The sequence below is a fragment of the Nitratireductor sp. XY-223 genome (assembly GCF_004959855.1).
GTDB lineage: Bacteria > Pseudomonadota > Alphaproteobacteria > Rhizobiales > Rhizobiaceae > Hoeflea_A.
The window spans coordinates 770,183-793,950 of the sequence record NZ_SPNT01000001.1; the positions used below are offsets into that span (position 1 = coordinate 770,183).

Below are 23,768 nucleotides of genomic sequence, written 5' to 3' on the forward strand. Positions count from 1 at the left end.
TCACAATTGCTGGAAGATGTGTCCAGCAATCGCGGTCTTCCGATTAGGCCGTTTCGCGTTAGTTGTTGGGCAAAGAGGTTTGCCCATGACTGCACTGCCCAGCCTGTTCCTTTCCCACGGCTCGCCCGACATCGCGATTGCCGATACGGAGGCGCACACCTTTCTCGGCAAGCTGGGGCGTGAATTGCCCCGACCGGACGCCATTGTCGTCGTCAGCGCCCATTTCGAAGCCGGAGGCGTGGCGATTTCGGGCGACAAAGTGCCGGCGACCATTCACGATTTCGGCGGCTTCGCGAAGGAACTCTACGAGATCGAATACGCTGCGCCCGGCAGCCCGGCACTGGCGGAGCGTCTTGCGTGCATGATGCGCAATGACGGGCTGGCGGCGGGCGTTGTCCGCGACCGCGGCTTCGACCACGGGACCTGGGTGCCGCTGCATCTCCTTTATCCGGATGCCGATATACCGGTTGTCCAGGTGTCGGTTGATCCGCATGCGGGGCCGGAGCACCACCACCGGCTGGGGCGGGCGCTGGAGCCGCTGCGGCACGAGAACATCCTGATCGCCGGCTCCGGTTCGATGACGCACAATCTGCAGAAGGCGTTTGCCGCGTTTCGCTGCGGCGAGCGCGCCGCCGCCACGCCGGCCTGGGTTTCCCAATATGTCGACTGGATGGACAGCAAGCTCGAAACGGGCGACCTGGAAGCCCTGCTCGCATACCGGGACCGGGCGCCCTATGCCGTCGAAAACCATCCGACCGACGAGCACCTTATGCCGCTGTTCAGCGCGGTCGGAGCCGCCGGAGAGGGCTGGAAAGCGCGAAAACTGCACAGTTCGTGCGACTTCGGCGTGTTGTCGATGAACGCCTACGCCTTCGAATAGGGATGTTTTTCTTCTTCACATAATCGGTTTAGCGTGCGCCCGGTCTGGCAATTGATTCGGGAGAGCCGCATGAACAGGCTTCTGCTTGCGTTCCGCAATTCCTGGAACGGACTTTCCCATGTGATGAGGAACGAGACCGCGTTCCGGCAGGAAGCGGCCGTTTTACTGGTTTCACTGCCGGTGGCCTATCTTCTGGCCGACAGCGCGCTTGTCTATCTGCTTTTGACCGGATCGCTTGTCATCATGCTGGTTGCCGAACTCCTCAATACCGGCCTGGAGGCGCTTTGCGACGCGCTTAGCCGCGACGACATGGACGAGATCAGGATCGCCAAGGATTGCGGTTCAGCGGCCGTTGCCCTGACCATTGCACTCGCCGGCATTATCTGGCTGTCGGTGATCGCGCAAAAAGTCGGCATCCTGGCATCGGCATGAGCGGGGTCCTGCCGGGCATTGCCTTGTGAAGCCTTGCACGATACATGGCAATTCATGAGCGACAAACAGGAACTGAACAACGTCATCCGCATCGCAGTCGTCCAGCAAAATCCTACCATGGGGGATATTGCCGGCAATCTTGAGCTTGCCCGGCTGGCGCGCGCTGACGCGGCGCGCCAAGGCGCAGATCTGGTGTTGTTTACCGAGCTTTTCCTCTCCGGCTATCCGCCCGAAGACCTGGTCCTCAAACCGGCTTTCATGAAAGCCTGCGACAGCGCGCTGCTGGCGCTTGCCGAGGAGACGGACGATGGCGGGCCGGGCGTTGTTATCGGCGTGCCGCGGCAGAACGCCGACGGCCGGTTCAACGCCGTCGCACTGCTCGACGGCGGCCGCATCGCCGCCGAGCGCTACAAGGTGGATCTGCCGAACTACAGCGAGTTCGACGAAAAACGGGTTTTCGATGTCGGGCCGATGCCCGGGCCGGTCAATTTTCGCGGCGTGCGCCTCGGTCTGCCGATCTGCGAGGACCTCTGGGGCGATTTCGGCGTCTGCGAGACGCTCGCGGAAACCGGCGCCGAACTGCTTCTTGTCGCCAACGGCTCGCCCTACTATCGTGAGAAGATCGACGTACGCCAGCAGGTGGTGCTGCGCCAGATCATCGAAAGCGGACTGCCGATCGTCTTCGCAAATCAGCTCGGCGGACAGGACGAGCTGGTGTTCGACGGCGCCAGCTTCGCGATGAACGCCGACAAGACACTCGCCTTCCAGATGAGCCAGTTCGAGGCGCAGACCGTTGTGACGACCTGGCGCAGGACCGCGGACGGATGGACCTGTTCGGAGGGACCGATGTCGCAGATCCCGGACCGCGACGAGGCGGACTACCGGGCCTGCATGCTGGGGCTGCGCGACTACGTCAACAAGAACGGCTTTTCCAATGTCGTGCTCGGCCTTTCCGGCGGCATCGACAGCGCATTGTGCGCGGCGCTCGCGGTGGACGCGCTCGGCGAGGAGCGGGTGCGGACCGTGATGCTGCCCTATCGCTACACCTCGGACGAATCGCTGCGCGATGCGGAGGACTGCGCAAGGGCGCTCGGCTGTCGCTACGACACCGTGCCCATCGCCGAACCGGTCGAGGGCTTTTCGAGCGCTCTCTCGTCCCTCTTCGCCGGAACCAACGAGGGCGTGACGGAAGAAAACCTGCAGAGCCGGACCCGCGGCACAATCCTGATGGCGATCTCCAACAAGTTCGGCTCGATGGTGGTGACGACCGGCAACAAGTCGGAAATGTCGGTCGGCTATGCGACGCTCTACGGCGACATGAACGGCGGATACAATCCGATCAAGGACCTTTACAAGATGCAGGTTTACGGGCTGTCGCGCTGGCGCAACGGCAACGTGCCGCCCGGCGCGCTCGGGCCGTCCGGCGAGGTCATTCCCGTCAATATTATCGACAAGGCGCCGTCGGCTGAGCTGCGGCCGGACCAGACGGACCAGGATTCGCTTCCCGAATATCCTGTGCTTGACGATATCCTTGAATGCCTTGTCGAGAAGGAAATGGATGTCGACGGCATCGTCGCGCGCGGCCACCCGCGCGAACTCGTCAACCGCATCGAGAACCTGCTCTACATCGCCGAATACAAGCGCCGCCAGTCGGCGCCCGGGGTCAAGATCACCCGCAAGAACTTCGGCCGCGACCGGCGCTACCCGATCACCAACCGGTTCCGGGACCGGAGCTGACCCAGAATTGCTCTAGAGGTAGAGCGCCGTCAGCGAGCGGCCGACGATGTAGAGGCCGAGGAGACCGAGCGCCAGCAGGAAAACGATCCTGAATCCTTCCTCGGTGGTGCGCTTGCGCAGCCTCGTCCCGATAATCAGTCCGATGAATGTCGGCAGGAAGGCGGCGAACGACGCCAGGCCCAGGTTCCAGTTCAACAGGTTCTGCGAGCCCATCGAAACGGCGAGGCCGACGGTCGAGAGCGTGAACAGCATGCCCAAGGCCTGAACCAGGTGATCGCGCGGCAGCCGGGTCGCCTGCAGATAAACGACGCCCGGCATGGTGAACGCGCCGGTCATGCCGGCAAGGACACCGCTGATGACGCCCATCACCGGGTTCAACGGTCTTTCGAGCCGCACCGGGACGACGAAATTGGGTCGGCTGAAGCTGAGCACGACAAAAAGGCACAGAAGCAGTCCGAGGAGGGCGGACATATAGTTGGTGTCGAAACGCGAAAGGGCCAGCGTGCCGGGAAAGGTAAAGACCATCGTCGGAACGAAGAACGTCCAGTAGCGCCTGAACAGCGGCCCCGTGTGGCCACCGGCGAAACCCTGCCAGAGATTGGTGCCGAGCGCCGGCACCAGAAACAGCGCGATGGCGGCCTGCAGGCCGACGACGGTGGTGAGCAGCCCGATAGCGACAAGTGGCAAACCGAAGCCGACGAATCCCTTCACGAAGCCGGCGAGCAGGAATATCGAGAAGACAATCGCGAGGGTCGTGTAATCGGGCATCGGTCAAAAAAATGTCTCGGGCCGGTGGGGTGGCCTTGGGTGGAACGGGAACTTGACCCGGATTATCCTTTCGGTGCATAGCGTTAAAGTCCAAATCCGGAATTTGTTGATTTTTTCATCTGCCCACTTCAGCCAGCGGGCACGTCCTTTAATCCAATGGCGAGCCGATCATGTCGTTCGTTGCCTTCTTGCGGGAGAATGTCCGCTGGCTTGCCGGTGGATTTCTGCTCACCTGCTTTTCGAGTTTCGGACAGACCTTCTTCATCGCCCTTTCGGCGGGTGACATTCGCAATGCGTTCGATCTCAGCCACGGTGAGTTCGGCACGATCTACATGGCCGCCACGCTCGCGAGCGCCCTCGTACTGACGCAGCTCGGCAAGATCGTCGACTATCTGAGCGTCTCGCGTGTCGCACTCCTGATCATTCCGCTTCTGGCGCTGTTTTCCGTCTCGATGGCCTATGTCGACAGCCTCGCCATGCTGGTATTCACCATCTTCGGCCTGCGCCTTTTCGGACAGGGCATGATGACCCACAACGCGATCACGGCGATGGGCCGCTGGTACGTTGCACAGCGCGGCCGCGCGGTTTCGGTGGCGACGCTGGGGCTCCAGGCCGGCGAGGCGCTGCTGCCATTCATCTACGTTTCCATCGTCGTCAGCATCGGCTGGCGCAACACATGGCTGCTTTCGGCCCTGTTCCTGGTCTGCGTCGCGCTGCCGGTCATCTACGCGCTCATGCGGGTGGAGCGTCAGCCACGGTCGAGCGACGGCCTCGAGGTCAACAGCGCACCGCGGCACTGGCAGCGACGCGAGGTGATGCGCGATCCCATCTTCTGGCTGGTGCTGCTCGGCATACTGGCGCCGGGCTTTATCGGCACCACGATCTTCTTCCACCAGGTCTATCTTGTCGAGCTGCGCGGATGGTCGCTGCCGGCCTTCGCCGGCTCGTTTGCGCTGATGGCGGCCATGACGGTCTGTTTCGCGCTTGTCGGCGGCGTGCTGATCGACCGCTATTCCGCCATTCGCCTGTTGCCGTCGTTCCTCCTTCCGTTGGCCGTATCCTGTTTCCTGCTCGCCGGCGTGGAAGTCCAGTGGGGGATATTTGCGTTCATGGCGCTGCTAGGCGTGTCCTACGGCCTTTCCTCGACCCTTTTCGGCGCGCTCTGGCCGGAGATTTACGGCACCCGTCACCTCGGCTCCATTCGCGCCGTGGTCATTGCGCTCATGGTGTTTTCAACCGCCATGGGGCCTGGCGTGACCGGTTTTCTCATCGATTTCGGCGTCGACTATCCATTGCAGATTTTGATCATGGGCCTTTATTGCCTGGCGACGTGTTTCCTCATGGCCTTTGTCGGACGGCGCGCTGCCGCCAGGAACCTGTCGCTTGCCGGCGCATAGGCAAATAAGGCCACAAACTCCTTGCCAATCGCCGTTCGCTTGAGTAACCCGCCATCATGACCGAGCTCGAAGACAATCGCCCAGCCACCGTCCGGTTCGCGCCGTCGCCGACGGGCTACATCCATATCGGCAATGCCCGCACGGCGCTGTTCAACTGGCTGTTCGCCCGGCAGAACCACGGCGAGTTCATCCTGCGGTTCGACGATACCGACGAGGCCCGCTCGAAGACCGAGTTCGCCGAGGCAATCCGCGCCGACCTCGACTGGCTGGGCATCGTCCCCGACACCGTCGCCTGGCAGTCGCAGCGAGGCGAAGCCTACGCCGCCGCGGCCAACCGGTTGCGCGAAGCCGGGCTGCTGTATGCATGTTACGAAACCGGCGAGGAGCTTGAACGCCGCAGGAAACTGCGACTGGCGCGGCGGCTGCCGCCGGTCTACGGGCGCGAGGCCCTGAAGCTCAGTGACGATGACAGGAAGCGTTACGAGGCCGAGGGCCGCAGGCCGCACTGGCGGTTCCTGTTGCCGAATTTTGCCGAAAACCCCTTCGAGACCCGGCGCACCGAGGTCCACTGGGACGACGTCGTTCGCGGGCCGCAGACGGTGGATCTCGCGTCCATGTCCGACCCGGTGCTGATCCGCGAGGACGGGACCTATCTCTACACGCTGCCGTCCGTCGTCGACGATATCGAAATGGGCGTGTCGCACATCATACGCGGCGACGATCACGTAACGAACACGGGTGCCCAGATCGCCCTGTTCAGGGCGCTGGGAAGCGAAGCGCCGGCGTTCGGTCACCACAATCTCCTGACCACGGCAACCGGGGAGGGGCTGTCGAAACGGTCGAGTGCGCTTTCGATCGGCGCGCTGCGCGAAACAGGCTACGAGCCGATGGCGATCAACAGCCTGGCGGTGCTGATCGGAACATCCGAGAGTGTCGCGGCCATGCCGTCGATGACCGCACTCCTGGAGCTTTTCAGGCCTGAATTCGCCTCCAAGTCAGCGGCAAAATTCGATCCGTCGGAACTGACCACGCTCAACCGTGCCCTGGTTCACGGCCTTTCCTTCGATTCCGTTTCCGGACGGCTTTCCGATCTCGGAATATCGGGGCCGAAGGCCGAGCCGTTCTGGAATGCGGTCCGCAAGAATATCGACTTCGTCAGGGAGGCGACGCGCTGGTGGGCGGTCGTCGAAGAGGGGCCTGCGGACGAGGAGACGCTGGACGGCGATGATCTGGAATTTGTACGAACGGCGTTTTCGCTTCTGCCGCCCGAACCCTGGGACGGTGCGACATGGTCGGACTGGACCGATGCCGCCAAGGCCGCCACAGGCCGCAAGGGCAGGGCGCTGTTCATGCCGCTTCGTATCGCGCTTACTGGGATTCGCTCGGGACCGGAGCTCGCAGATCTATTGCCTCTGATTGGTCGGGAAGGAACTTTGGCCCGACGACCCTGACGCGGCGGGTCGGGTCTATCTCGCGTGACGGCGCCTCCTCGGCGGTGTCCTGATGATCCGCTTCGGTTTGATCCGGTTTCGGCTTTGGCGTGATGATGACGATGGAACGGCCGTCGTCCGGCACCACGGCCGCGTCCTCGATCTGCCCCGGTGACTGGCATGTGCACTGCGGGTCATCGGTCCGGCCGTTGGTACGGTAGGCAAATGCCGTCGGCAGGTCGCGATAGGGTGTCTGGTCGACAACCGAAACCATGTCCTCGCTTTCCTGGTCCGGTACCCGGTGGAAATAGAGGTCGACATCCGCGGCCGGGCACATCTCGGCACAGCGTTTTGCGTCACTGCCGAACTGCATCGGCGAGGCGGCGTAGGAAACCGGGAAATAATACCCGTCGCAGGTGCGCACGCACATCGTGCGGAACCGGCTGTAGGGGTCACCGAGATCGATAAGGTCCTCATCGCCCTCGAGATCGAGCGACTGGCGAATACGCACGCCGTCGTCCTCCGGGCAGCCATTGGCCCTGAGGGCCGCGAGAATGCGCTGCCTGGCCGCCGAACCGCCGCGGGCGGGCGCAGCTGCCTGATTGCGCTGGCGCAACAGGCGGTCGAGTTCGGCCTCTTCGCGGGTCAAAGCCGCCGCAATCCGGCGGCACATGGACTGTGTCCGGTTGTTGAACACGATGATGCTGCCGCCCGAGCAGTCCAGGCTGTAAAGGTCCGTGCGGATCTTATCGACCTTCTGACGTTGTTGCCGGATTTCGGCGTCGTATCGATAAGCGGGAACCGCGCTGATTTCTTCATTGCTATAGCGGTCCAACTGCGATCGCAGGCGCGAACACACCTCCGCGTCCTGCGCAAACGCCGTGGAACCGGCCGGGATCGACAGGGCGATCCCGGCGACGAAAATGGCGGACAGGCGCCGTAACCGGTTGCGAATCTGCGTCAAATCCAATTCCCTTGTCGAGCCGCGGAATCATACACCGATTAAGTTGTACATGCAGCCTGTGACCCACCAATTAAGTCGCTTTTCGACGCAGCCTTGGCTGATGTCGTTGGATCGCTCTAGGCGGCCTGGCGTGCCTCGTGGATGGTCATCGGCGTCTCCAGCACCGGGCCGGATATCGATGCCACCGATTTCATGTGGTCAAGCAGTTCTTCCGTGACCTCCCAACCGACAGCAACGGCGATCACCGAGCCGATCCTCTTTGGTCTGCCGATTCGTTCTCCCGGGCATCCCATGCGCCGGAACATGCGCTCGAGGAAAACGTCGGTGACCGTGATGATGTGCGTGATGCCGGAGGTTAGCCCCATTTCCCCAACCCCGCACATCAGTTCCGCCGCCGCAACGGTGACCTGGTTCGACGAGCGGTCCTGGGCAAGATCCGGATCGATGCAAAAGCGGCTGGATTCCCAAACCGCCGCGCTACGGATTTCCGGCTCTCCGTCGAGCAGTTGCGAAAACGTGTCGGCAAGCATGTTCGGCCCCAGCGTCGGAAGCAGGCGCAAAGCGCCGCGCATCTTTCCGCTGACCGGCGAGATGGAGGTCACGTACAAGGGGTTCGCATCGTCGAAGGCATCGATTTCCTGGTCGCCAGTTACCTTGACATCCCATTCGAGCGCGTCGTGGAACACACGCTTGCGCAGGCGGAAAATCTCGGCCGTTTCTTCGGGCCTGGTCTTCCTGTCCGTGCTGTTGAAAATTCGGATCATGATACTTCTCCAGTCGTTTGAGGACTCAGGAAGTATGTGATCCGGCCGCTGCCACCCGGTACTGTCGGTAGTGACAGTTTTCAAGGACCCCCGAAATGTGATTGGATTTCCGGTTGACGCAAACCGTCTGCAGCACGCCGAATTTCAGCGACGGTCAGAGCGGGATGATGCCTTTCGACACGGCCAGCGCGACGGCCTGCGAATTGGTGACGACCCCGAGCTTCTGCCGCGCATTGGTCATGAAGAAGCGGACCGTTCTTTCGGAAATGCCCAGGATCATGGAAATTTCCCAATAGCTCTTGCCGGCGGCCGTCCAGGTGAGGACTTCCGATTCGCGCGCGGTCAGGTCCACGACCACGCTGTCCTGCGCCCGTTCCTGCCTGGCCGAGTGCAGGTAGGTCGCAAGCACTTGCAGTTCGCCGATGACCTCTTTTCGGTAGCGCGCCCATTCGCCCGGGCCCATGTCGACATTGATCGAGAACATCGCCGCCTGGTTGCCCCGGCACACGAGCGGAATGGTCATGCCGGTGTCGCTGATCCCGAACTCCGCCGCTGCCGTGAAGATTTTCTCGGCTGCCGGATCGTTCCTGCGGCGTTCGTGCCAGTCGACGGGCTTGATGCCGATCAGCGCCGTATGCATCACCGGATCGACGAAATAGAGTTTCGTCTTGTAGACCCTGACGAATTCATCGGGAAAGGAATGGATGACATCGAGGACATCCTGTTTCCCGGCCGCGAGCGACATGTTGATGTAGCACTGATGGCGAATTCCATAGTGCGTCTGCACCTTTGCGAATATCTCGTCTGTATCCTTGGGACCTTCGTGTTCGAGCTCGTCGAGTAGGTCGTAGAAAACTTGTCGGACTGACATATCGAACAACCCCCAGAGTCTTCGGGTGGCGACATTGTCGGAGTGTCCCGAGGCTGAGTCCAGTGGATTCAGGGATCGGCCCGCGCCGAATCCCACGTGCCTGCGAACACCGGTTAACTGCCGGCTCTTTCGAGACGGTTACGAATGGAGCCCGCGCCGTTACTCCGGAACAGAGGCTTCGACAACGGCGAGCGTTGCCATATTCACCACGCCGCGGGACGTTACAGAGGGCGACAGTATATGCGCGGGCTTGGCGCCGCCAAGCAGAATCGGCCCCACATGGAGCGCATCGGTCATGGTCTTGACGACGCCGAGCGCGATGTTCGCCGAATCGAGAGTCGGGAAAACCAGGAGATTGGCTTCCCCGGTCAGAACGGAATCCGGCATCACCCTTTGTCTCAATTCTTCCGAAATCGCCGAATCACCGTGCATCTCGCCGTCCGCCTCGAGCTCGGGATCCATTTCCCGGATCAGACTTATTGCGCGGCGCATCTTGCTGGCGCTGTCCGATTCGCGGGAGCCGAAATTGGAATGGGAAACCAGCGCCGCCCGCGGCGTGATTCCGAACCGCCGTATTTCCTTGGCTGCCATCAGCGTGGTCTCCGCCAGTTCCTCCGCCGACGGCTCGAGCGAGACATAGGTGTCGGTGAAGAATGTCGCGCCCCTTTGGGAAATGAGCAGGCTGAGGGCGGAGAAGTCCCGCACGCCCTCCCGCCGGCCGATCACCTGCTCGACATCGCGCAGGTGCTTTGCGTAGCCCCCCTCGACACCGCAGATCATGGCGTCGGCATCGCCGCGCCTGACGGCAAGGGCGCTGATCACCGTGGCGTTGGTCCGCACCATCGTGCGCGCGGCCTCCGGATTGATGCCCTGGCGGCCGACGAGGGAGAAATAGAGATCGACATAGTCCCGGTAACGCGGATCATCCTGCGGATTCGTGACCTGAAAATCCCTTTCGGGACGGATTTTCAGTCCGAATCGCTTGAGCCGCGTTTCGATGATATCGGGCCGGCCGATCAGGATCGGCTGGGCAATGTCCTCCTCGACGAGTACCTGCGTGGCGCGTAACACGCGCTCGTCTTCGCCCTCCGCGAAGATGACCCGCTTGTGCGCTGCTGTCTTGGCCGCGGCAAACAGGGGTTTCATGATCAGCCCGGACTTGAAGACGAAGCGGTTCAGTATGTCGAGGTAAGCCTCCATGTCGGCGATCGGCCGCGCGGCGACGCCGCTTTCCGCCGCTGCCCGGGCCACGGCCGGCGCAATGCGCAGAATGAGGCGAGGATCGAACGGGGAGGGGATGAGATAATCCGGGCCGAAGACGGGAGTCTCGCCGGAATAGGCCTTGGCGGCCACGTCGGAGACCTCTTCGCGGGCTAGATCGGCAATGGCCCGCACGGCGGCCATTTTCATTTCCTCGTTTATCGTCCGCGCCCCGCAATCGAGCGCTCCGCGGAAGATGAACGGAAAACACAGCACGTTGTTGACCTGGTTGGCGAAGTCGGATCGGCCGGTGCAGATCATCGCATCGGGCCGCGCCTTGCGGGCCGCTTCGGGCATGATCTCCGGGACCGGATTCGCGAGCGCCATGATTAGCGGTCTATCCGCCATCTGGGTGAGCATTTCCGGTTTCAGGACATTGGCGGCGGAAAGGCCGAGGAACACGTCGGCGCCTGCAATGCTCTCGTCGAGCACGCGTTTGTCGGATTGCTGGGCGTAGTGCTCCTTCCACGGGTCCATCAGAACCGTGCGGCCGCGGTAGACCAGACCCTCGATGTCATGGACCCAGATGTTCTTGCGCTTGGCGCCGAGCTCGACCAGCAGGTTCAGGCAGGCGAGGGCCGCCGCGCCGGCGCCGCTGGTGACGATCTTGGCGTTCGAGAGCTTCTTGCCGGCGAGTTCCAGGCCGTTGAGAATAGCGGCGGCAACGATGATCGCCGTGCCGTGCTGGTCGTCATGGAAGACGGGAATGTTCATCTTTTCCCGAAGCCTTGCTTCCACCTCGAAACACTCCGGCGCCTTGATGTCTTCCAGATTGATTCCGCCGAAGGTCGGCTCGAGCGCGGAAATGACCGAAACCATATGATCGACTTCGGTCGAATCGATCTCGATGTCGAAAACGTCGATGCCGGCGAATTTCTTGAACAGGACCGCCTTGCCTTCCATCACCGGCTTTGACGCGAGCGGGCCGATCGCACCCAGTCCGAGCACCGCCGTACCGTTGGAAACGACGGCGACCAGGTTGCCCCGCGAGGTGTAGTCCGCGGCCGTGTGCGGCTCGTTCTTGATGGCAAGGCAGGGCGCGGCGACACCGGGCGAATAGGCGAGCGCCAGGTCCCGCTGGTTGCCGAGCGGCTTGGTTGCCTGGATTTCCAGTTTGCCCGGCCGCGGATGCCGGTGGAAGAACAGCGCGCTTTCGTCAAGATCGCCATGATCCGTTTCGCCGGATTTGCCGTTCTTCGCATTCATTGGGGTCGGTCCTCTGATTCGCCTGCGTCGTATGGTTGCCTCAACCCTATTTACCCGAAAACACGATCGGATAAAGGCCGCCTTTCGAGCGACGGTCCGGGCAATTGATGCAATCTGCCGCGGCTCCGTCGCCATGACTGCGCACGCGGGTGCCCGCTTTACGCCAGAAAACGCCCGCCACAAACGGCCGGGCGAGGCCCGCGCAAGCGCCATTGTCATCAGACTGTGACACGAGTCTGGTTAGCCAGCGGCAACAGAACTGCAGAAGCGGTGACGGCGATGGATGAGACAGCGAAACGATTCAGGACCCTGTTCATCTCGGATATTCATCTGGGATCGAAAGCCGCCAAGGCGGACTACCTGATCGACTTTCTGCGTTATCACGAGGCGGACCAGATCATCCTGGTCGGCGACATCATCGACGGGTGGCGTCTGCGGCGCAGCTGGAACTGGCCGCAGGACTGCAACGACGTTGTGCAGAAGCTGCTGCGCCAGGCGCGCAAGGGAACGCGCATCATTTACATCCCGGGAAACCACGACGAATTCCTGCGCGACTTTCCCGGCACCCATTTCGGCGGCATAGAGGTGGCGCTCGAAACGGTCCATGAAGGTGCTGATGGAAAGCGCTATCTGGTGCTGCACGGTGACGAGTTCGACATCATCGTCCGTCACGCCCGCATTCTCGCGCATCTTGGCGACTGGGCCTACGATCTTGCGATTTTCGTCAACCGGGCGCTCAACAGCGTGCGGCGCCGCTTCGGGCTGCCCTACTGGTCGTTCTCGGCCTGGGCCAAGCTGCAGGTCAAGCAGGCGGTCAATTTCATCGGAGAGTTTCAGCGGGTTGTCGTCGAAGAGGCGCGCAAGCGGGACGTCGAGGGCGTGATTTGCGGTCACATCCATCACGCGACCATCGAGGATTTCGACGGTGTCCGCTACATCAACACCGGCGACTGGGTGGAAAGCTGCACGGCCGTCGGTGAGGATTTCGACGGCAAGATGCACCTGCTGAGATGGGACCACCATGTCGGCCTGGCGCCGCGAAAGGCCGTTGCGGGCGAGGTTCCCGAGAGCGAAACGGTAAAAAGCATTCCGGCCAAGGCGGCCTAGCCGGCAAAGGCAACCGCGGGACGGGTCGGAAGGCCTGCGGCCATCTCGTCAAGCGTCCTCCGTGCCTCGGGCATGTCGAACATCATCCAGACGTGAAACATCTCGGGTTCATAGATCAGGTCGATCGTTGCACCGCAGGCATAGGCTATCTCCGCAAAAGAGACGCAGTCCGGGTAGAGAATGTCATGGGTGCCGATATAGATCTGCGTTGGCGGAAGTGCTTCGAGATTGCCGTAGATCGGGCTGATGCGGTGATCCTTGAGATCGTCGCTCCCGGCATAAAGACGCGCTGCCTCGCGCATCGCCTCGATCCCAAGCCAGGGATCGTCTGCGGCGAATTCGGCGATGCTGTGGTTTGAAAGACTGGCATCGAGCCAAGGGCTTAGCAGCAAAAGCTGATCCGCCGGCCGCTGTCCGTCCTCGGCCAGTTCCAACGCCAGCGATGCCGCCAGGCCGCCGCCGGAGGAATCGCCCATGAGGACAAGCGTGCCGTCACCGGCCTGCCGGGCGACCTTGGCGTAGAGTGGCTTCAGGATGGCGTGCACGTCGTGCCAATTGTGTTCAGGCGCCAACGGATAGACCGGAACGATTATCCGCGCGTCTTTGCGACGGGCCAGCGCCGCAAGGAAATTCCAGTGCATGGGTCCGAGTTCGAATACGTTGGCTCCGCCGTGCAGATAGAGAATATGCAGGTTCGGTCTTCTACCCAACGGAGCCATCTCGAAGACGGGGTGGCCGTGCCATTCATGTTCGACCATACTGAAGTTCTCGCGCACATGGCGCGGGGGGTCAAAATCCCGGTTGCGCCTCGCCACGGCAATCTGGCGATGCAGCGATTCAGGGCTGGCGAAATGCTTCTGCATGGTCAGCCGAAGTGTCAGCAACTGAACTCTGTACTTGATACTGGTCATACTCTACACGCTCACAAGCGAACGAATTACCACATACCGTTACAAAAACTCCTGTCAAGACAATAGGATAAATCCTTTTCCGGGAAAATACGTTTCGCAAAGGGAGGAATCTGCTAGGATTTTCGAAGCTTTCCGGGATACCGCGCGGCGGAGCGAAGAGACCGAATGCTGAATGTCAACGACAACAACCGCAAATGGTGGCTGCTGACCGCGATGTCCGGCGGCCTCGGCCTGGTCCTGTTCGACGAGACGGTTGTCGGTGTCGCGCTGCCGGTCATCCAGTCGGAACTCGGCATGTCGGAAATCGCTTCCCACTGGGTCGTCAATTCCTATTTGCTGGTATTTGCCGGGCTGGTGGCGATCGGCGGGCGAATGGGTGACCTGTTCCCGCTGAAATCGCTGTTCCTGGCCGGAACGGCTCTGTTCGGCCTTTCCTCCGTCGCTGCTGGCTTTGCGCCTAATACCGAGACGCTGATCATCGCTCGCGGTATCCAGGGCGTCGGCGCGGCGATCGTCTTCCCGCTGTCGCTGACCATTATAACGCTGATTTTTCCGCCGGAGCAGCGCGGGTTCGCGCTTGGCCTCAACGGCACGATCGGGACGGTATTCCTCGCACTCGGGCCGTTTGTGGGCGGTCTGTTTGCCGACTTCGTTTCCTGGCGCTGGATCTTCTGGATCAATCCGTTCCTGACCGCCGCCATGATCTTCATCGTTTCGCGGGCCTGGAGCGATGTCGATGAACCGAAGGATACGCGTCCGCTCGACCTGCCGGGTGTCGTGCTGCTGTGCGCCGGCCTCGGGCTTGTAGTCTTCGCACTGATGCAGGCGCCCGATTTCGGCTGGATCAGCCCGGTTATCGTTGTTCCGCTGGCAGCGGGTCTGGTGATCTCGGTCCTGTTTGCTGTGTACGAACTGCGGAACAGGGCACCGCTGATCGATCTCGAGCTCTTTGCAAATTCCACCTTTGCCGCCAGCAACGCGATCATTTTCCTGGCGCAATTCATGAAGGTCTGCACCTTTGTGTTCGGGGCGCTCTATTTTCAGGCAAAACTCGGCATGAGCCCGTTTGTCGCCGGGCTCGCAATCCTGCCGACCGTGGCCCTGCAGCCGTTTCTGGCGGCGCCGACTGGCATTATCGTCGACCGTTTCGGAACGCGCCTGCCGTCCGTGCTGGGCGTCGCGATCGCCTGTGTCTCCGTCCTGTGGTTCACGCTGGCCATAGCCGGGCAGACCTATTGGCCGATCTTGCCTGCCTTCCTTTTGTGGAGCGTCGCCATGCCCTTCCTCTTCATCGGCCCGCAGAAGGCCATCATGAGTTCCGTCAAGCCGGAAAACCGGGGGCAGGCGGGCGGAATCATCATGTCCGGCCAGATGCTTGGCGGGACCATCGGCATGGCCGTCGCGAGCGCGATATTCTCGACGACCCAAAGCTACCAGGCGATTTTCTGGGCGCTGACATTGCTGGCCTTCGCCACGCTTGTCTATATCTGGCTGGCGCTGGGTGAGGGCGATGCCGAGCCCGCCGCGGAGGCTCGGCAACCTTGAGACCGGCGAGGGAACAAGACGTTGATAACTGACGACAATCGCAAATGGTGGCTGTTGACGGCGCTGGCCGGCGGGCTCGGCCTGGTCCTGTTCGACGAGACGGTGGTCGGTGTCGCGCTTCCCGTCATTCAGAAGGAACTGGGCATATCGGTCCTGGCGTCCCACTGGATCGTCAATTCCTATCTGCTGGTGTTTGCCTGCCTCGTCGCCATAGGCGGCCGGTTGGGGGATGTGCTGCCGCTTAAAACCCTCTACATCGGCGGGACCGCCCTGTTCGGGATTTCGTCCATTGTCGCCGGGTTTGCGCCCGATGCGGAGGTCCTGATCGCGGCGCGGGCGGTTCAGGGTGTCGCCGCGGCGCTCGTATTTCCCCTGTCGCTGGCCATTGTCACCTTGATGTTTCCGGTCGAGGAGCACGGAAGGGCACTCGGCATATACGGCATGGTCGGGACCGTGTTCCTGGCGCTCGGGCCGTTGGTGGGCGGCTTTCTTTCCGACTACGTATCGTGGCGCTGGATTTTCTGGGTCAATCCTTTTCTCACCGCGGCGATGATCATTATCGTCATCAAGGCCTGGGCGGGAATTGAGGAGAACAAGGACCGCAGGCCGCTGGACTTCCCGGGACTTGTGCTCCTGTGCACGGGCGTCGGCTGCCTGGTTTTCGCGCTCATGCAGGGTCCGGACTACGGTTGGCTGCACTGGCTGATCCTGATGCCCGCCGTGATCGGCCTTGCCGCGTCGGCGGCATTCGTGGTGCGCGAACTGCGCAGCAGGGCGCCGCTTATCGACATCGCACTGTTCGGCGATCCGACGTTCGGCGCGGCGAATGCCATCATCTTCACGGCGCAGTTCATCAAGATGGCGATCTTCATTTTCGCGGTTCTGTATTTCCAGCGCGTGCTCGGATTGAGCCCGGTCCTGGCCGGCGCAGCGATTGTCCCGGCGGTCGCGGCGCAGCCCTTTCTGGCCGCACCTGTCGGCGCACTTGCGGACAAACACGGGTGCCGGAAGACCTCGCTCGTCGGTATCGGCGGAGCGCTCGTGGCCATGCTCGCGGTAACGCTGGTGATTCCGCTGCAGACTTACTGGGCGATCTTTCCGGCCTTTGTGTTCTGGAGCTTCATGGCTCCAATGCTTTTTACTCCGCCGCGAAAGGCCGTCATGCGGGCGGTGCCCGGGACGCAAAAGGGACAGGCCGGCGGGATCGCCATGTCGGCGCAGATGCTGGGCGGAACGGTCGGAATGGCGACCTGCAGCGCGGTCTTTACGACGACCCATTCCTATCAAGCGGTGTTCGCCGTCGTCACCGTGCTGACAGTCGTGGTTTTCCTCTACGCCTGGTTTGGGCTGAAGGAAGACGCAGAAATCGCCGGCGCCGTCGGGGATGACCGGGCGCACTAGCAGGAAAAATTCGCTATCAGGACGCCTTGCGTACTGCCACAACCGCATTCGTGCCGCCGAAGGCGAACGAATTGCTGACCGCGACATCGACATTGCGCTTCTTGGCCACATTGGGGGTGACATCCAGATCGCATTCCGGATCCGGCTCGTCGTAATTGACCGTCGGCGGGATTATGCCTTCCTGGATGGCCTTGATGCAGGCAACCAGCTCGATGCCGCCGCTGCCGCCCAGCGCGTGTCCGTGCATGGATTTGGTCGACGAGATGGCCAGTTCATCGGCATGGCTGCCGAAGACCTGTCGGATGACCTTCGTCTCGGTCGCGTCGTTGGCCTTGGTTCCGGTGCCGTGGGCATTGATGTAGTCGACATCCTGCGGCGAAAGCCGCGCCGACCGCAGGCAGTGTTCAAGCGCCCGAGACGGGCCGTCGACGGTCGGATTGACCAGATCTCCGGCATCGGCGGTTATTCCCGTGCCGATCATCTCGCACAGGATATTGGCGCCGCGCGCCTTCGCGTGCTCGGCGTTTTCCAGGACGACGACGCCGGCGCCGTCTGCGAGCGCCAGCCCGCGGCGGTTGGCCGAGAACGGGCGGCAGACTTCCGGCGCCAGAACCCGCAACGCTTCCCAGGCCTTCAAGACACCCCAGATCAGCGGTGCATCCGTCCCGCCCACAACGGCCACATCGGCCTCTCCGCTCTTGACCGCCTGGTAACCGGCGACGATCGCGTGATTGGCCGAGGCACAGGCCGAGGTCACACCATAGACCGGTCCCTTGATTCCGTGCCACATGCTGATCTGGCTTGCCGGTGCACTCGACATGGAGCGCGGCACGGCCATGACATGAATGCGTTTCGCACCATCCACGAAGCAGCGGCGGTAGCCGGATTCGACGATTTCCCAGCCACAATTGCCGGCGCCGATGATGCAGGCCGAGCGGTTGGCAAAATCGACATCGCTGAAATCAAGCCCGGCCTGCTCGATGGCCTGGCGGGCGCTTTCCATGGCGAGAAGCGTGAAACGGTCGAACGCGGACATGTAGCGGTCCGGAACGCCGGCGGTCACCGGTTTCGGGATTTCGCCGCCGATACCGATCTTGAGGTCATAGGTTTCGATCTGTTCGAACGGCCGTATGCCGCACACGCCGTCCTTCATTGCCGACCAGGTTTCGTCGACATTGTTCCCGAGTGCCGTGGTGCATCCCATCCCCGTGATGGCAACTTTGGCTGCACTCATGCCTTGGCGGACCCGATTCCCATTGACTTGCCCAGTTCCAGCAAGTCGCCAACGGTCTTGATGTTCTCGGCGGCTGAGACGGTGTCTATGTCGATGGCGATATCGTATTCTTCCTCGATCGTCATAATGATTTCGATCAGTTCGAGGGAATTTACCCCGAGCGAATCCAGTGTTGTCGAGGAGTCGATTTTGTCCGGATCATGGCCGAGTTGCTCGCCAATGATCTTTGCGATCGTGCGTTCTGGATCGAGTGCCATGGTCTCTTCAGTATCGCTATCTATTCTTTTAGTTCACAAGGTTCGGCAGCCGCGGCTGTTGACCAACCGGCGACCACGAAGAAATGGGATAGCGGTTTCGCACCGGCAGGGCAAGCAGCTATTTGCTTTCCAATTTCTTTAGAACCCGATCGAGCCTGCGAATATTGTGGAGATCGCGCGCGGCCTGTTTTCTGGGAACGGCCGGTGTCCCGTAGTAGATACCGCCTTCCGGCACTGGCGTGCCGACCGAGGCCGTGGCCCCGATGATCGCGTCGTTGCCGATTGTCAGATTATCGCCCACACCCGCCTGTCCGCCCAGTGTGACCCTGTCGCCGACGATCGTGCTGCCGGCTATGCCGGCCTGGGCGCACAAGATGCAGTCTTCGCCGATCTCGACATTGTGCCCGATCATGACGAGGTCGTCGATTTTCGTTCCGCGGCCGACGCGCGTCGGCTTGAGCGTACCGGCATCGATGGCCGAAGACGCGCCGATCTCCACATCGTCTCCGACAATGACGGAACCGAGGCTCTCGTTTTTCAACAGGGTCGAGTCCCGATCCTTGTCATGCGAGACATCTCCGGTCGATTTGGCGGCCTCGACATTGCCGGGATCGACCGGATGGAAACTGAAACCGTCGGCACCCAGCACGGCGTTGGGATGAATGACGGCGCGCGCGCCGACCTGCACATCGACGCCGATACGTACGCCCGAACAGACTAGGGAGCCGGGTCCGACCCTGGCGCCATCCGAAAGGGTGGCCTGAGATACGATCGTCGTGTCGTCGCCGATGACGACATTATCGCCGATGACGCACAGCGGTCCGATCCTGACACGCTCACCCAGCCGGACGTTTTCGCCGATTGTGCTCGAGGGGTGCACGCCTTCGGCAACGTTCGGCCGCCGGCGAAGCAGGGCGGACAGTACCGGCAAGGTCCGGCGATCGGCAGGAACCCGGATCACGGTGCGAGCCGCGATCTCGATGCCCGTCACACCGGCGGGAACCAGCGCGGCGGCGGCTTTTGTCGAGGCGAGACCGGCCAGGTACTCGGGCATCAAGGCGACCGCAAGGTCGGCATTGCCATCGGCGATGTCCGGCTGCACGGCCCGTTCGATTTCAAGATCGGGGTCTCCGTCGACCTCTCCACCGAGCGTTTCGGCGATCTCATGCGCTTTCAAATTCGTTTCTCCCATGTCTGCGCCGGTGCACATGCACCGCGGTTCACCCGACTGACAACGGGTGGGTCGAACCTTCAGCGGCAGCAAAGAATAGCAATCCAGGCGATGAAAACCGCCTCATTCGGCGCGACCATACATGCATTCATTCGGCGTTTCAAACCGGCTGCCCGACGCTGAATTCACGGGCGAAAAGCCCTGTGATCTTTGTCGCGCCGGCGTTGGATTAGCGGTGACAGGGGGCGCAGAACTCGGTATTTGTCAACTATGCCATTGCCACCACGCAGCGATTCTGACAATGCGGCTTCCGCCCTGGAACTGAACCGGGCGGTCGATGAGCCGAACGAGCCGCGGGTCGATGTGCGTTCGACCGAGAGCGGAACCAGCGTCGCGCTGGCCGGGGACTGGCAGCTCTATTGCGTCTCGGAAATCGATGCGACGATGCGCGACCTTGAACAATCGATATCATCGAAACAGGTGATCGTGGATTTCGCCAATGTCGGCAAGGTCGACACATCCGGTGCGCTGATCGTCGAGCGACTGCGCGATCACCTCGAACAGCGCGGCCTGGAGGTCGTGTATCAATCGGTCGGCGAAGACCTCAACACGCTTCTCGACGCGGTGGGCAATGCGCTTCGCGTCGAATACGAGGAGGAAAGCGACGGGGCGGGGCCGGGCATCGTCGACCGGATCCTTGCGCCGGTGGGGCGGCTGACGATTTCCTTCTGGGAAGACTTCGTCGCCGCCATGTATATTCTCGGGTCGGCCGTGCGCGGCACGCAGCTCAAGCTCGATCGGTCCGCGGGCGTATCACCGGCGGCCATTGTCAGCCAGATGGATCATACCGGCGTGCGGGCCGTTCCGATCATCGCGCTGATGTCGTTTCTGATCGGCGGTATCATCGCGCAGCAAGGGGCCTTCCAGCTGCGCTATTTCGGCGCCGAGATCTTCGTCGTCGACCTTGTCGGCATCCTGCAGTTGCGCGAAATCGGCGTGCTGCTGACGGCGATCATGATCGCAGGCCGGTCCGGATCCGCGATCACGGCCGAAATCGGCTCGATGAAAATGCGCGAGGAGGTCGATGCGCTCAAGGTGATGGGACTCAATCCGGTCGGCGTGCTGGTTTTCCCGCGTCTTGTGGCCCTGACCGTCATGCTGCCGGCGTTGACCGTCGTCGCGAACTTCGCCGCCCTGATCGGCGCCGGGCTGACGACGTGGGTCTATTCGGGAATCACGCCGGATACGTTCATGACGCGGCTGCGCGAGGCGATCGACATGTCGACCATCGTATCGGGCATGATAAAGGCGCCGTTCATGGCGCTGATCATCGGCATCGTTTCGTCCGTCGAGGGGCTGAAGGTGGGCGGCAGTGCGGAATCGCTGGGGCGGCACGTCACTTCGGCTGTCGTCAAGGCGATTTTTGTGGTTATTCTCGTCGACGGCCTCTTTGCCATCTTCTACGGTGCGATCGATTTCTAAGGTATAATGGCGGCAAGTACCCACAACCACTACGAGCTCGACGGCACCACCCGGCAAAGCGCGGAGGGACGCGAGTGTATCCTCGAGGCGCGGGACATCAGTGTCGCCTTCGGCACGCACCAGGTGCTTGAAAATCTCAACCTCGATATCTGGCGGGGTGAAATCCTCGGCTTCGTCGGCGCGTCCGGCGCGGGAAAATCGGTCCTGCTGCGTACCATCCTGCAACTCTCGTCGCGTCAGGCCGGCACCATCAAGATCCTCGGCATCGACTACGACAAGGCAACGCCGAAGCAGCGCATTGCGCTGGACATGCGCCTTGGCGTGCTGTTCCAGCACGGCGCGCTGTTTTCGGCGCTGACGGTGCTTGAGAATATCCAGGTGCCGATGCGCGAATATCTCGATCTGCCAAAGGAACTGATGGACGAACTGGCGCTCCTGAAGATCGAGCTTGTCGGGTTGCGTCCCGAGACGGCGGATCTGTACCCATCCGAATTGTCCGGCGGCATGATCAAGCGCGCCGGCCTCGCGCGGGCCTTGGCACTCGATCCTGATCTCGTGTTCCTGGATGAACCGACGTCGGGCCTCGATCCGATCAGCGCGGCGGAGTTCGACGAATTGATCAGCAAATTGCGGGACACGCTGGGCCTGACGGTCTATATGGTGACGCACGACCTCGACAGCCTGTTTTCGGTCTGTGACCGCATCGCGGTGCTCGGCAACCGGAAAATAGCGGTTCAGGGGACCATTGAGGACATGCTGGCCAGTGACGAACCATGGGTTAAGTCTTATTTCAGGGGTAAACGGGCCCGTTCGCTTGTGCGCAAGAAGTGAATTGGGCCATAGTCGGGCACCGGATTGTTCAAGAATCACCGGCGGATGAGGCTGAACCGGATAATCGACAATGGAAACCAAGGCCAATTACACGCTTGTCGGCTTTTTCACGATTCTCGTGATGGCTGCGGCCTTCGGCTTTGTCTACTGGATGGCGACGTTCGGCAAGTCCGGACAGATGGCGCAACTGGAGATCCGCATTCCCGGCTCGGCAAGCGGCTTGAGCGTCGGCGCGCCGGTGCTCTTCAACGGGATCCGCGTCGGTTCCGTTCAGTCGCTGACGATCGACGGCGTTGACCCGAACTTTGTCCTTGCCATGACGGAGGTCCGCGCGTCCGCTCCGGTCTATGCCACGACTAAGGCCAAGCTCGGGATCCAGGGACTGACCGGTCAATCGCACATTGAGTTGAGCGGCGGCGACACGGGCGGCGTCAATATCCTGGAAGAGGCGGTCGAGAAAGGCAGCTACGCGATCCTGACGGCGGACGAATCGAGCGTCACCAATATCCTGGCGACCGCCGAGGACATTCTCGGCCGGGTCAACAACGCGGTGAAAGGCATCGAGGAATTTGTCGATACCGCGAAGGGGCCGCTGACCAAGACCGTCGACAACGTGGAGGAGTTCTCCAATGCGCTGGCGGCCAATTCCGACGGCATAGACGATTTCCTGAAGAACGTGTCGTCGCTTTCGACGACGCTGGAGAGCGTGTCGGGTAAGCTGGAATCCGCCGTGACGCGGGCCGAAGAGATCCTCGCCGCGGTGGAGCCTGAAAAGGTGACCGAGATCGTCGACAACGTCGAAACCGTGACGGCCGCCGTGGCCGATGCATCAACGGATTTCGAGCCGCTGGTTGAGGACATCAGGCAGGCCGCCGCGAGCTTTGCCGAGTTCGGCGAGAACGCGAACAAGACGCTCGGCAGGATCGATGAGCTGGTTGCCGCGGTGGACGCGCAGAAGGTCAGCGAAACGGTCGACAATGTCGCCGCCGCGAGCGCCCAGGCGCGCGAGGGCATTGCCAGTCTGACCACGGTTGCCAACACGATCGAAAATCGAAACGACGACATCAATCAGATCATCACCAATGTCGAACAGCTTTCAGCGAGTCTCAACGAGGCAGCCAAGAAAGTGCAGACGACGCTCGACAAGCTGGACGGGTTCCTGGGGCAGGGCGACGCTTCCGGTCTGATCGCCGAGGCGAAGAAGACGCTGAAAACGTTCCAGGAGGTCGGCGAGAAGATCAACGCCCATATCGGCCCGATCGCAACCAATCTGCAGCAGTTCACGGGCACCGGCCTGCGCGACTTCGAGGCCCTCGTCAACGAGGCCCGCCGCTCGATTACGCGGATCGAACGCACGTTCACCAAGATCGGGAACGATCCGCAGAGTATCCTTTTCGGCACATCCGGCGACGTAAAGACCTTCGACGGGCGGCGTCGGCGTTGACTTTGCGTGTCCGGGCACTGATAGCTAGAGATGCTGTGGGGACAGCTTGAGTGAGGGGACATTGAGCTACGGGACCGGTAAATCCTTTGCACTAGCGGCTTTGATGGCCGGTCTCGCCGTGCTCGGCGGCTGCGCCGCGCTTGGCGGCGGCGCCAAGAAGGATACCTACGAGCTGTCGAGCATCCCGCCGGTCAAGGGTCCGTACTCGCGTGGCCGGCAGGTCGTTGTAACGGATCCGGGGGCCTTGAAGTCGCTTGACGGCGCGAACATCGTCATCCGCACGTCGCCATCGTCGATCCAGTATCTGGCCAAATCCCAGTGGAACGACAACCTTCCGGAGATCATCCAGGAAAAGCTGGTCGAAGCCCTTGAGGATTCGGGGCGGCTCGGCGGGGTCGGCAAGCCGGGAGACGGCATCGCCGTTGACTACCTGATTTCCCCGACAATACGGGCCTTCGAGATCATCGCCGGCGGCGGCGACACCGCCGTCGTCGAGATTTCCGTGAGGATCATTAACGACCGCAACGGCGTGGTGCGCGCGCAAAGGGTGTTCCAGGCAACTGCGCCGGTGCTCGTTAACGACAACGAAGGATTCATCTCGGCGCTGGACCAGGCCAATGGAAAGGTCCTGAACGACATCGTCGCCTGGGTTCTGAAGATCGTCTGACCGCGCCGG

General features: G+C 61.7%; 21 protein-coding genes. 12 read left to right on the plus strand and 9 right to left on the minus strand.

Going from position 1 to position 23,768, the window contains the following annotated elements:
• The first annotated feature begins 85 nt into the window (after positions 1-85).
• The 3 genes from E4M07_RS03395 to E4M07_RS03405 all read left to right on the plus strand — a co-directional run bounded on the left by E4M07_RS03395 (position 86) and on the right by E4M07_RS03405 (position 3,049).
• On the plus strand, positions 86-880 hold the full coding sequence (locus E4M07_RS03395; RefSeq protein WP_136656864.1) for a class III extradiol ring-cleavage dioxygenase: 795 nt from the start codon (positions 86-88) through the stop codon (positions 878-880).
• Positions 881-949: 69 nt separating this feature from the next.
• On the plus strand, positions 950-1,312 hold the full coding sequence (locus E4M07_RS03400) for a diacylglycerol kinase (protein WP_136656865.1): 363 nt from the start codon (positions 950-952) through the stop codon (positions 1,310-1,312).
• A gap of 54 nt (positions 1,313-1,366) precedes the next feature.
• On the plus strand, positions 1,367-3,049 hold the full coding sequence (locus tag E4M07_RS03405) for an NAD+ synthase (protein ID WP_136656866.1): 1,683 nt from the start codon (positions 1,367-1,369) through the stop codon (positions 3,047-3,049).
• Positions 3,050-3,061: 12 nt separating this feature from the next.
• Here the strand turns inward: E4M07_RS03405 and E4M07_RS03410 are convergent, their stop codons facing one another.
• Positions 3,062-3,817, minus strand: coding sequence for a sulfite exporter TauE/SafE family protein (locus E4M07_RS03410; protein WP_136656867.1), 756 nt, complete (start codon positions 3,815-3,817; stop codon positions 3,062-3,064).
• Positions 3,818-3,987: 170 nt separating this feature from the next.
• On the opposite strand from E4M07_RS03410, the gene E4M07_RS03415 reads away from it, so the two are divergent.
• Positions 3,988-5,214: an MFS transporter gene (locus tag E4M07_RS03415; RefSeq protein WP_136656868.1), complete on the plus strand. Its 1,227-nt coding sequence runs from the start codon at positions 3,988-3,990 to the stop codon at positions 5,212-5,214.
• Positions 5,215-5,270: 56 nt separating this feature from the next.
• Positions 5,271-6,665, plus strand: a complete 1,395-nt coding sequence (gene gltX / locus E4M07_RS03420; protein WP_136656869.1) for a glutamate--tRNA ligase — start codon at positions 5,271-5,273, stop codon at positions 6,663-6,665.
• Here gltX and E4M07_RS03425 read toward each other — a convergent pair.
• From E4M07_RS03425 to E4M07_RS03440, 4 genes are all read right to left on the minus strand, one after another.
• On the minus strand, positions 6,583-7,608 hold the full coding sequence (locus tag E4M07_RS03425; RefSeq protein WP_136656870.1) for a DUF2865 domain-containing protein: 1,026 nt from the start codon (positions 7,606-7,608) through the stop codon (positions 6,583-6,585). The genes gltX and E4M07_RS03425 overlap by 83 nt on opposite strands.
• A gap of 116 nt (positions 7,609-7,724) precedes the next feature.
• Positions 7,725-8,372 carry an acyl-homoserine-lactone synthase gene (locus tag E4M07_RS03430; protein WP_136656871.1) on the minus strand — a complete coding sequence of 216 codons (648 nt, stop codon included), beginning with the start codon at positions 8,370-8,372 and terminating at the stop codon, positions 7,725-7,727.
• 154 nt (positions 8,373-8,526) lie between these two features.
• Positions 8,527-9,243: a LuxR family transcriptional regulator gene (locus E4M07_RS03435; RefSeq protein ID WP_136656872.1), complete on the minus strand. Its 717-nt coding sequence runs from the start codon at positions 9,241-9,243 to the stop codon at positions 8,527-8,529.
• 159 nt (positions 9,244-9,402) lie between these two features.
• Positions 9,403-11,709 (minus strand): NADP-dependent malic enzyme, encoded by a 2,307-nt coding sequence (locus tag E4M07_RS03440; protein ID WP_136656873.1) that lies wholly within the window; start codon positions 11,707-11,709, stop codon positions 9,403-9,405.
• A gap of 279 nt (positions 11,710-11,988) precedes the next feature.
• Here E4M07_RS03440 and E4M07_RS03445 point away from each other — a divergent pair, with 279 nt between their 5' ends.
• Positions 11,989-12,816, plus strand: a complete 828-nt coding sequence (locus tag E4M07_RS03445; protein WP_136656874.1) for a UDP-2,3-diacylglucosamine diphosphatase — start codon at positions 11,989-11,991, stop codon at positions 12,814-12,816.
• On the opposite strand, the gene E4M07_RS03450 is transcribed toward E4M07_RS03445, so the two are convergent.
• On the minus strand, positions 12,813-13,727 hold the full coding sequence (locus E4M07_RS03450; protein WP_136656875.1) for an alpha/beta hydrolase fold domain-containing protein: 915 nt from the start codon (positions 13,725-13,727) through the stop codon (positions 12,813-12,815). The two genes, E4M07_RS03445 and E4M07_RS03450, sit on opposite strands and share 4 nt — an antisense overlap.
• A gap of 165 nt (positions 13,728-13,892) precedes the next feature.
• Between E4M07_RS03450 and E4M07_RS03455 the strand changes: the two genes are divergently transcribed.
• On the plus strand, positions 13,893-15,272 hold the full coding sequence (locus E4M07_RS03455) for a DHA2 family efflux MFS transporter permease subunit (RefSeq protein WP_136656876.1): 1,380 nt from the start codon (positions 13,893-13,895) through the stop codon (positions 15,270-15,272).
• 21 nt (positions 15,273-15,293) lie between these two features.
• Positions 15,294-16,673 carry a DHA2 family efflux MFS transporter permease subunit gene (locus E4M07_RS03460; protein WP_136656877.1) on the plus strand — a complete coding sequence of 460 codons (1,380 nt, stop codon included), beginning with the start codon at positions 15,294-15,296 and terminating at the stop codon, positions 16,671-16,673.
• Between the two features lie 16 nt (positions 16,674-16,689).
• On the opposite strand, the gene E4M07_RS03465 is transcribed toward E4M07_RS03460, so the two are convergent.
• The 3 genes from E4M07_RS03465 to E4M07_RS03475 form a co-directional block, all read right to left on the minus strand.
• Positions 16,690-17,907: a beta-ketoacyl-[acyl-carrier-protein] synthase family protein gene (locus E4M07_RS03465; RefSeq protein ID WP_136656878.1), complete on the minus strand. Its 1,218-nt coding sequence runs from the start codon at positions 17,905-17,907 to the stop codon at positions 16,690-16,692.
• The gene (locus E4M07_RS03470) at positions 17,904-18,164 is read right to left on the minus strand and encodes a phosphopantetheine-binding protein (protein ID WP_136656879.1); all 261 of its coding nucleotides are present in this window, start codon (positions 18,162-18,164) and stop codon (positions 17,904-17,906) included. Before E4M07_RS03470 ends, E4M07_RS03465 begins: the two co-directional genes overlap by 4 nt.
• A gap of 118 nt (positions 18,165-18,282) precedes the next feature.
• Positions 18,283-19,341 (minus strand): UDP-3-O-(3-hydroxymyristoyl)glucosamine N-acyltransferase, encoded by a 1,059-nt coding sequence (locus E4M07_RS03475; protein ID WP_169054069.1) that lies wholly within the window; start codon positions 19,339-19,341, stop codon positions 18,283-18,285.
• A 264-nt stretch (positions 19,342-19,605) separates the two neighbouring features.
• On the opposite strand from E4M07_RS03475, the gene E4M07_RS03480 reads away from it, so the two are divergent.
• The 4 genes from E4M07_RS03480 (at position 19,606) to E4M07_RS03495 (ending at position 23,759) form a co-directional block, all read left to right on the plus strand.
• Positions 19,606-20,817 (plus strand): ABC transporter permease, encoded by a 1,212-nt coding sequence (locus E4M07_RS03480; RefSeq protein ID WP_136656881.1) that lies wholly within the window; start codon positions 19,606-19,608, stop codon positions 20,815-20,817.
• Positions 20,818-20,823: 6 nt separating this feature from the next.
• Positions 20,824-21,648 carry an ABC transporter ATP-binding protein gene (locus E4M07_RS03485; RefSeq protein WP_136656882.1) on the plus strand — a complete coding sequence of 275 codons (825 nt, stop codon included), beginning with the start codon at positions 20,824-20,826 and terminating at the stop codon, positions 21,646-21,648.
• Between the two features lie 70 nt (positions 21,649-21,718).
• Positions 21,719-23,092, plus strand: coding sequence for an MlaD family protein (locus tag E4M07_RS03490; RefSeq protein ID WP_136656883.1), 1,374 nt, complete (start codon positions 21,719-21,721; stop codon positions 23,090-23,092).
• A gap of 46 nt (positions 23,093-23,138) precedes the next feature.
• Positions 23,139-23,759 carry an ABC-type transport auxiliary lipoprotein family protein gene (locus tag E4M07_RS03495; RefSeq protein WP_246660351.1) on the plus strand — a complete coding sequence of 207 codons (621 nt, stop codon included), beginning with the start codon at positions 23,139-23,141 and terminating at the stop codon, positions 23,757-23,759.
• Positions 23,760-23,768 lie beyond the last annotated feature (9 nt).

Excerpts from the sequence above, each read along its gene's own strand:
- E4M07_RS03395 (WP_136656864.1), top strand. The coding sequence starts at position 86 with ATGACTGCACTGCCCAGCCTGTTCCTTTCCCACGGCTCGCCCGACATC.
- E4M07_RS03400 (WP_136656865.1), top strand. The coding sequence starts at position 950 with ATGAACAGGCTTCTGCTTGCGTTCCGCAATTCCTGGAACGGACTTTCC.
- E4M07_RS03405 (WP_136656866.1), top strand. The coding sequence starts at position 1,367 with ATGAGCGACAAACAGGAACTGAACAACGTCATCCGCATCGCAGTCGTC.
- E4M07_RS03410 (WP_136656867.1), bottom strand. The coding sequence starts at position 3,817 with ATGCCCGATTACACGACCCTCGCGATTGTCTTCTCGATATTCCTGCTC.
- E4M07_RS03415 (WP_136656868.1), top strand. The coding sequence starts at position 3,988 with ATGTCGTTCGTTGCCTTCTTGCGGGAGAATGTCCGCTGGCTTGCCGGT.
- gltX (WP_136656869.1), top strand. The coding sequence starts at position 5,271 with ATGACCGAGCTCGAAGACAATCGCCCAGCCACCGTCCGGTTCGCGCCG.
- E4M07_RS03430 (WP_136656871.1), bottom strand. The coding sequence starts at position 8,372 with ATGATCCGAATTTTCAACAGCACGGACAGGAAGACCAGGCCCGAAGAA.
- E4M07_RS03435 (WP_136656872.1), bottom strand. The coding sequence starts at position 9,243 with ATGTCAGTCCGACAAGTTTTCTACGACCTACTCGACGAGCTCGAACAC.
- E4M07_RS03440 (WP_136656873.1), bottom strand. The coding sequence starts at position 11,709 with ATGAATGCGAAGAACGGCAAATCCGGCGAAACGGATCATGGCGATCTT.
- E4M07_RS03445 (WP_136656874.1), top strand. The coding sequence starts at position 11,989 with ATGGATGAGACAGCGAAACGATTCAGGACCCTGTTCATCTCGGATATT.
- E4M07_RS03450 (WP_136656875.1), bottom strand. The coding sequence starts at position 13,727 with ATGACCAGTATCAAGTACAGAGTTCAGTTGCTGACACTTCGGCTGACC.
- E4M07_RS03455 (WP_136656876.1), top strand. The coding sequence starts at position 13,893 with ATGCTGAATGTCAACGACAACAACCGCAAATGGTGGCTGCTGACCGCG.
- E4M07_RS03465 (WP_136656878.1), bottom strand. The coding sequence starts at position 17,907 with ATGAGTGCAGCCAAAGTTGCCATCACGGGGATGGGATGCACCACGGCA.
- E4M07_RS03470 (WP_136656879.1), bottom strand. The coding sequence starts at position 18,164 with ATGGCACTCGATCCAGAACGCACGATCGCAAAGATCATTGGCGAGCAA.
- E4M07_RS03480 (WP_136656881.1), top strand. The coding sequence starts at position 19,606 with ATGCCATTGCCACCACGCAGCGATTCTGACAATGCGGCTTCCGCCCTG.
- E4M07_RS03485 (WP_136656882.1), top strand. The coding sequence starts at position 20,824 with ATGGCGGCAAGTACCCACAACCACTACGAGCTCGACGGCACCACCCGG.
- E4M07_RS03490 (WP_136656883.1), top strand. The coding sequence starts at position 21,719 with ATGGAAACCAAGGCCAATTACACGCTTGTCGGCTTTTTCACGATTCTC.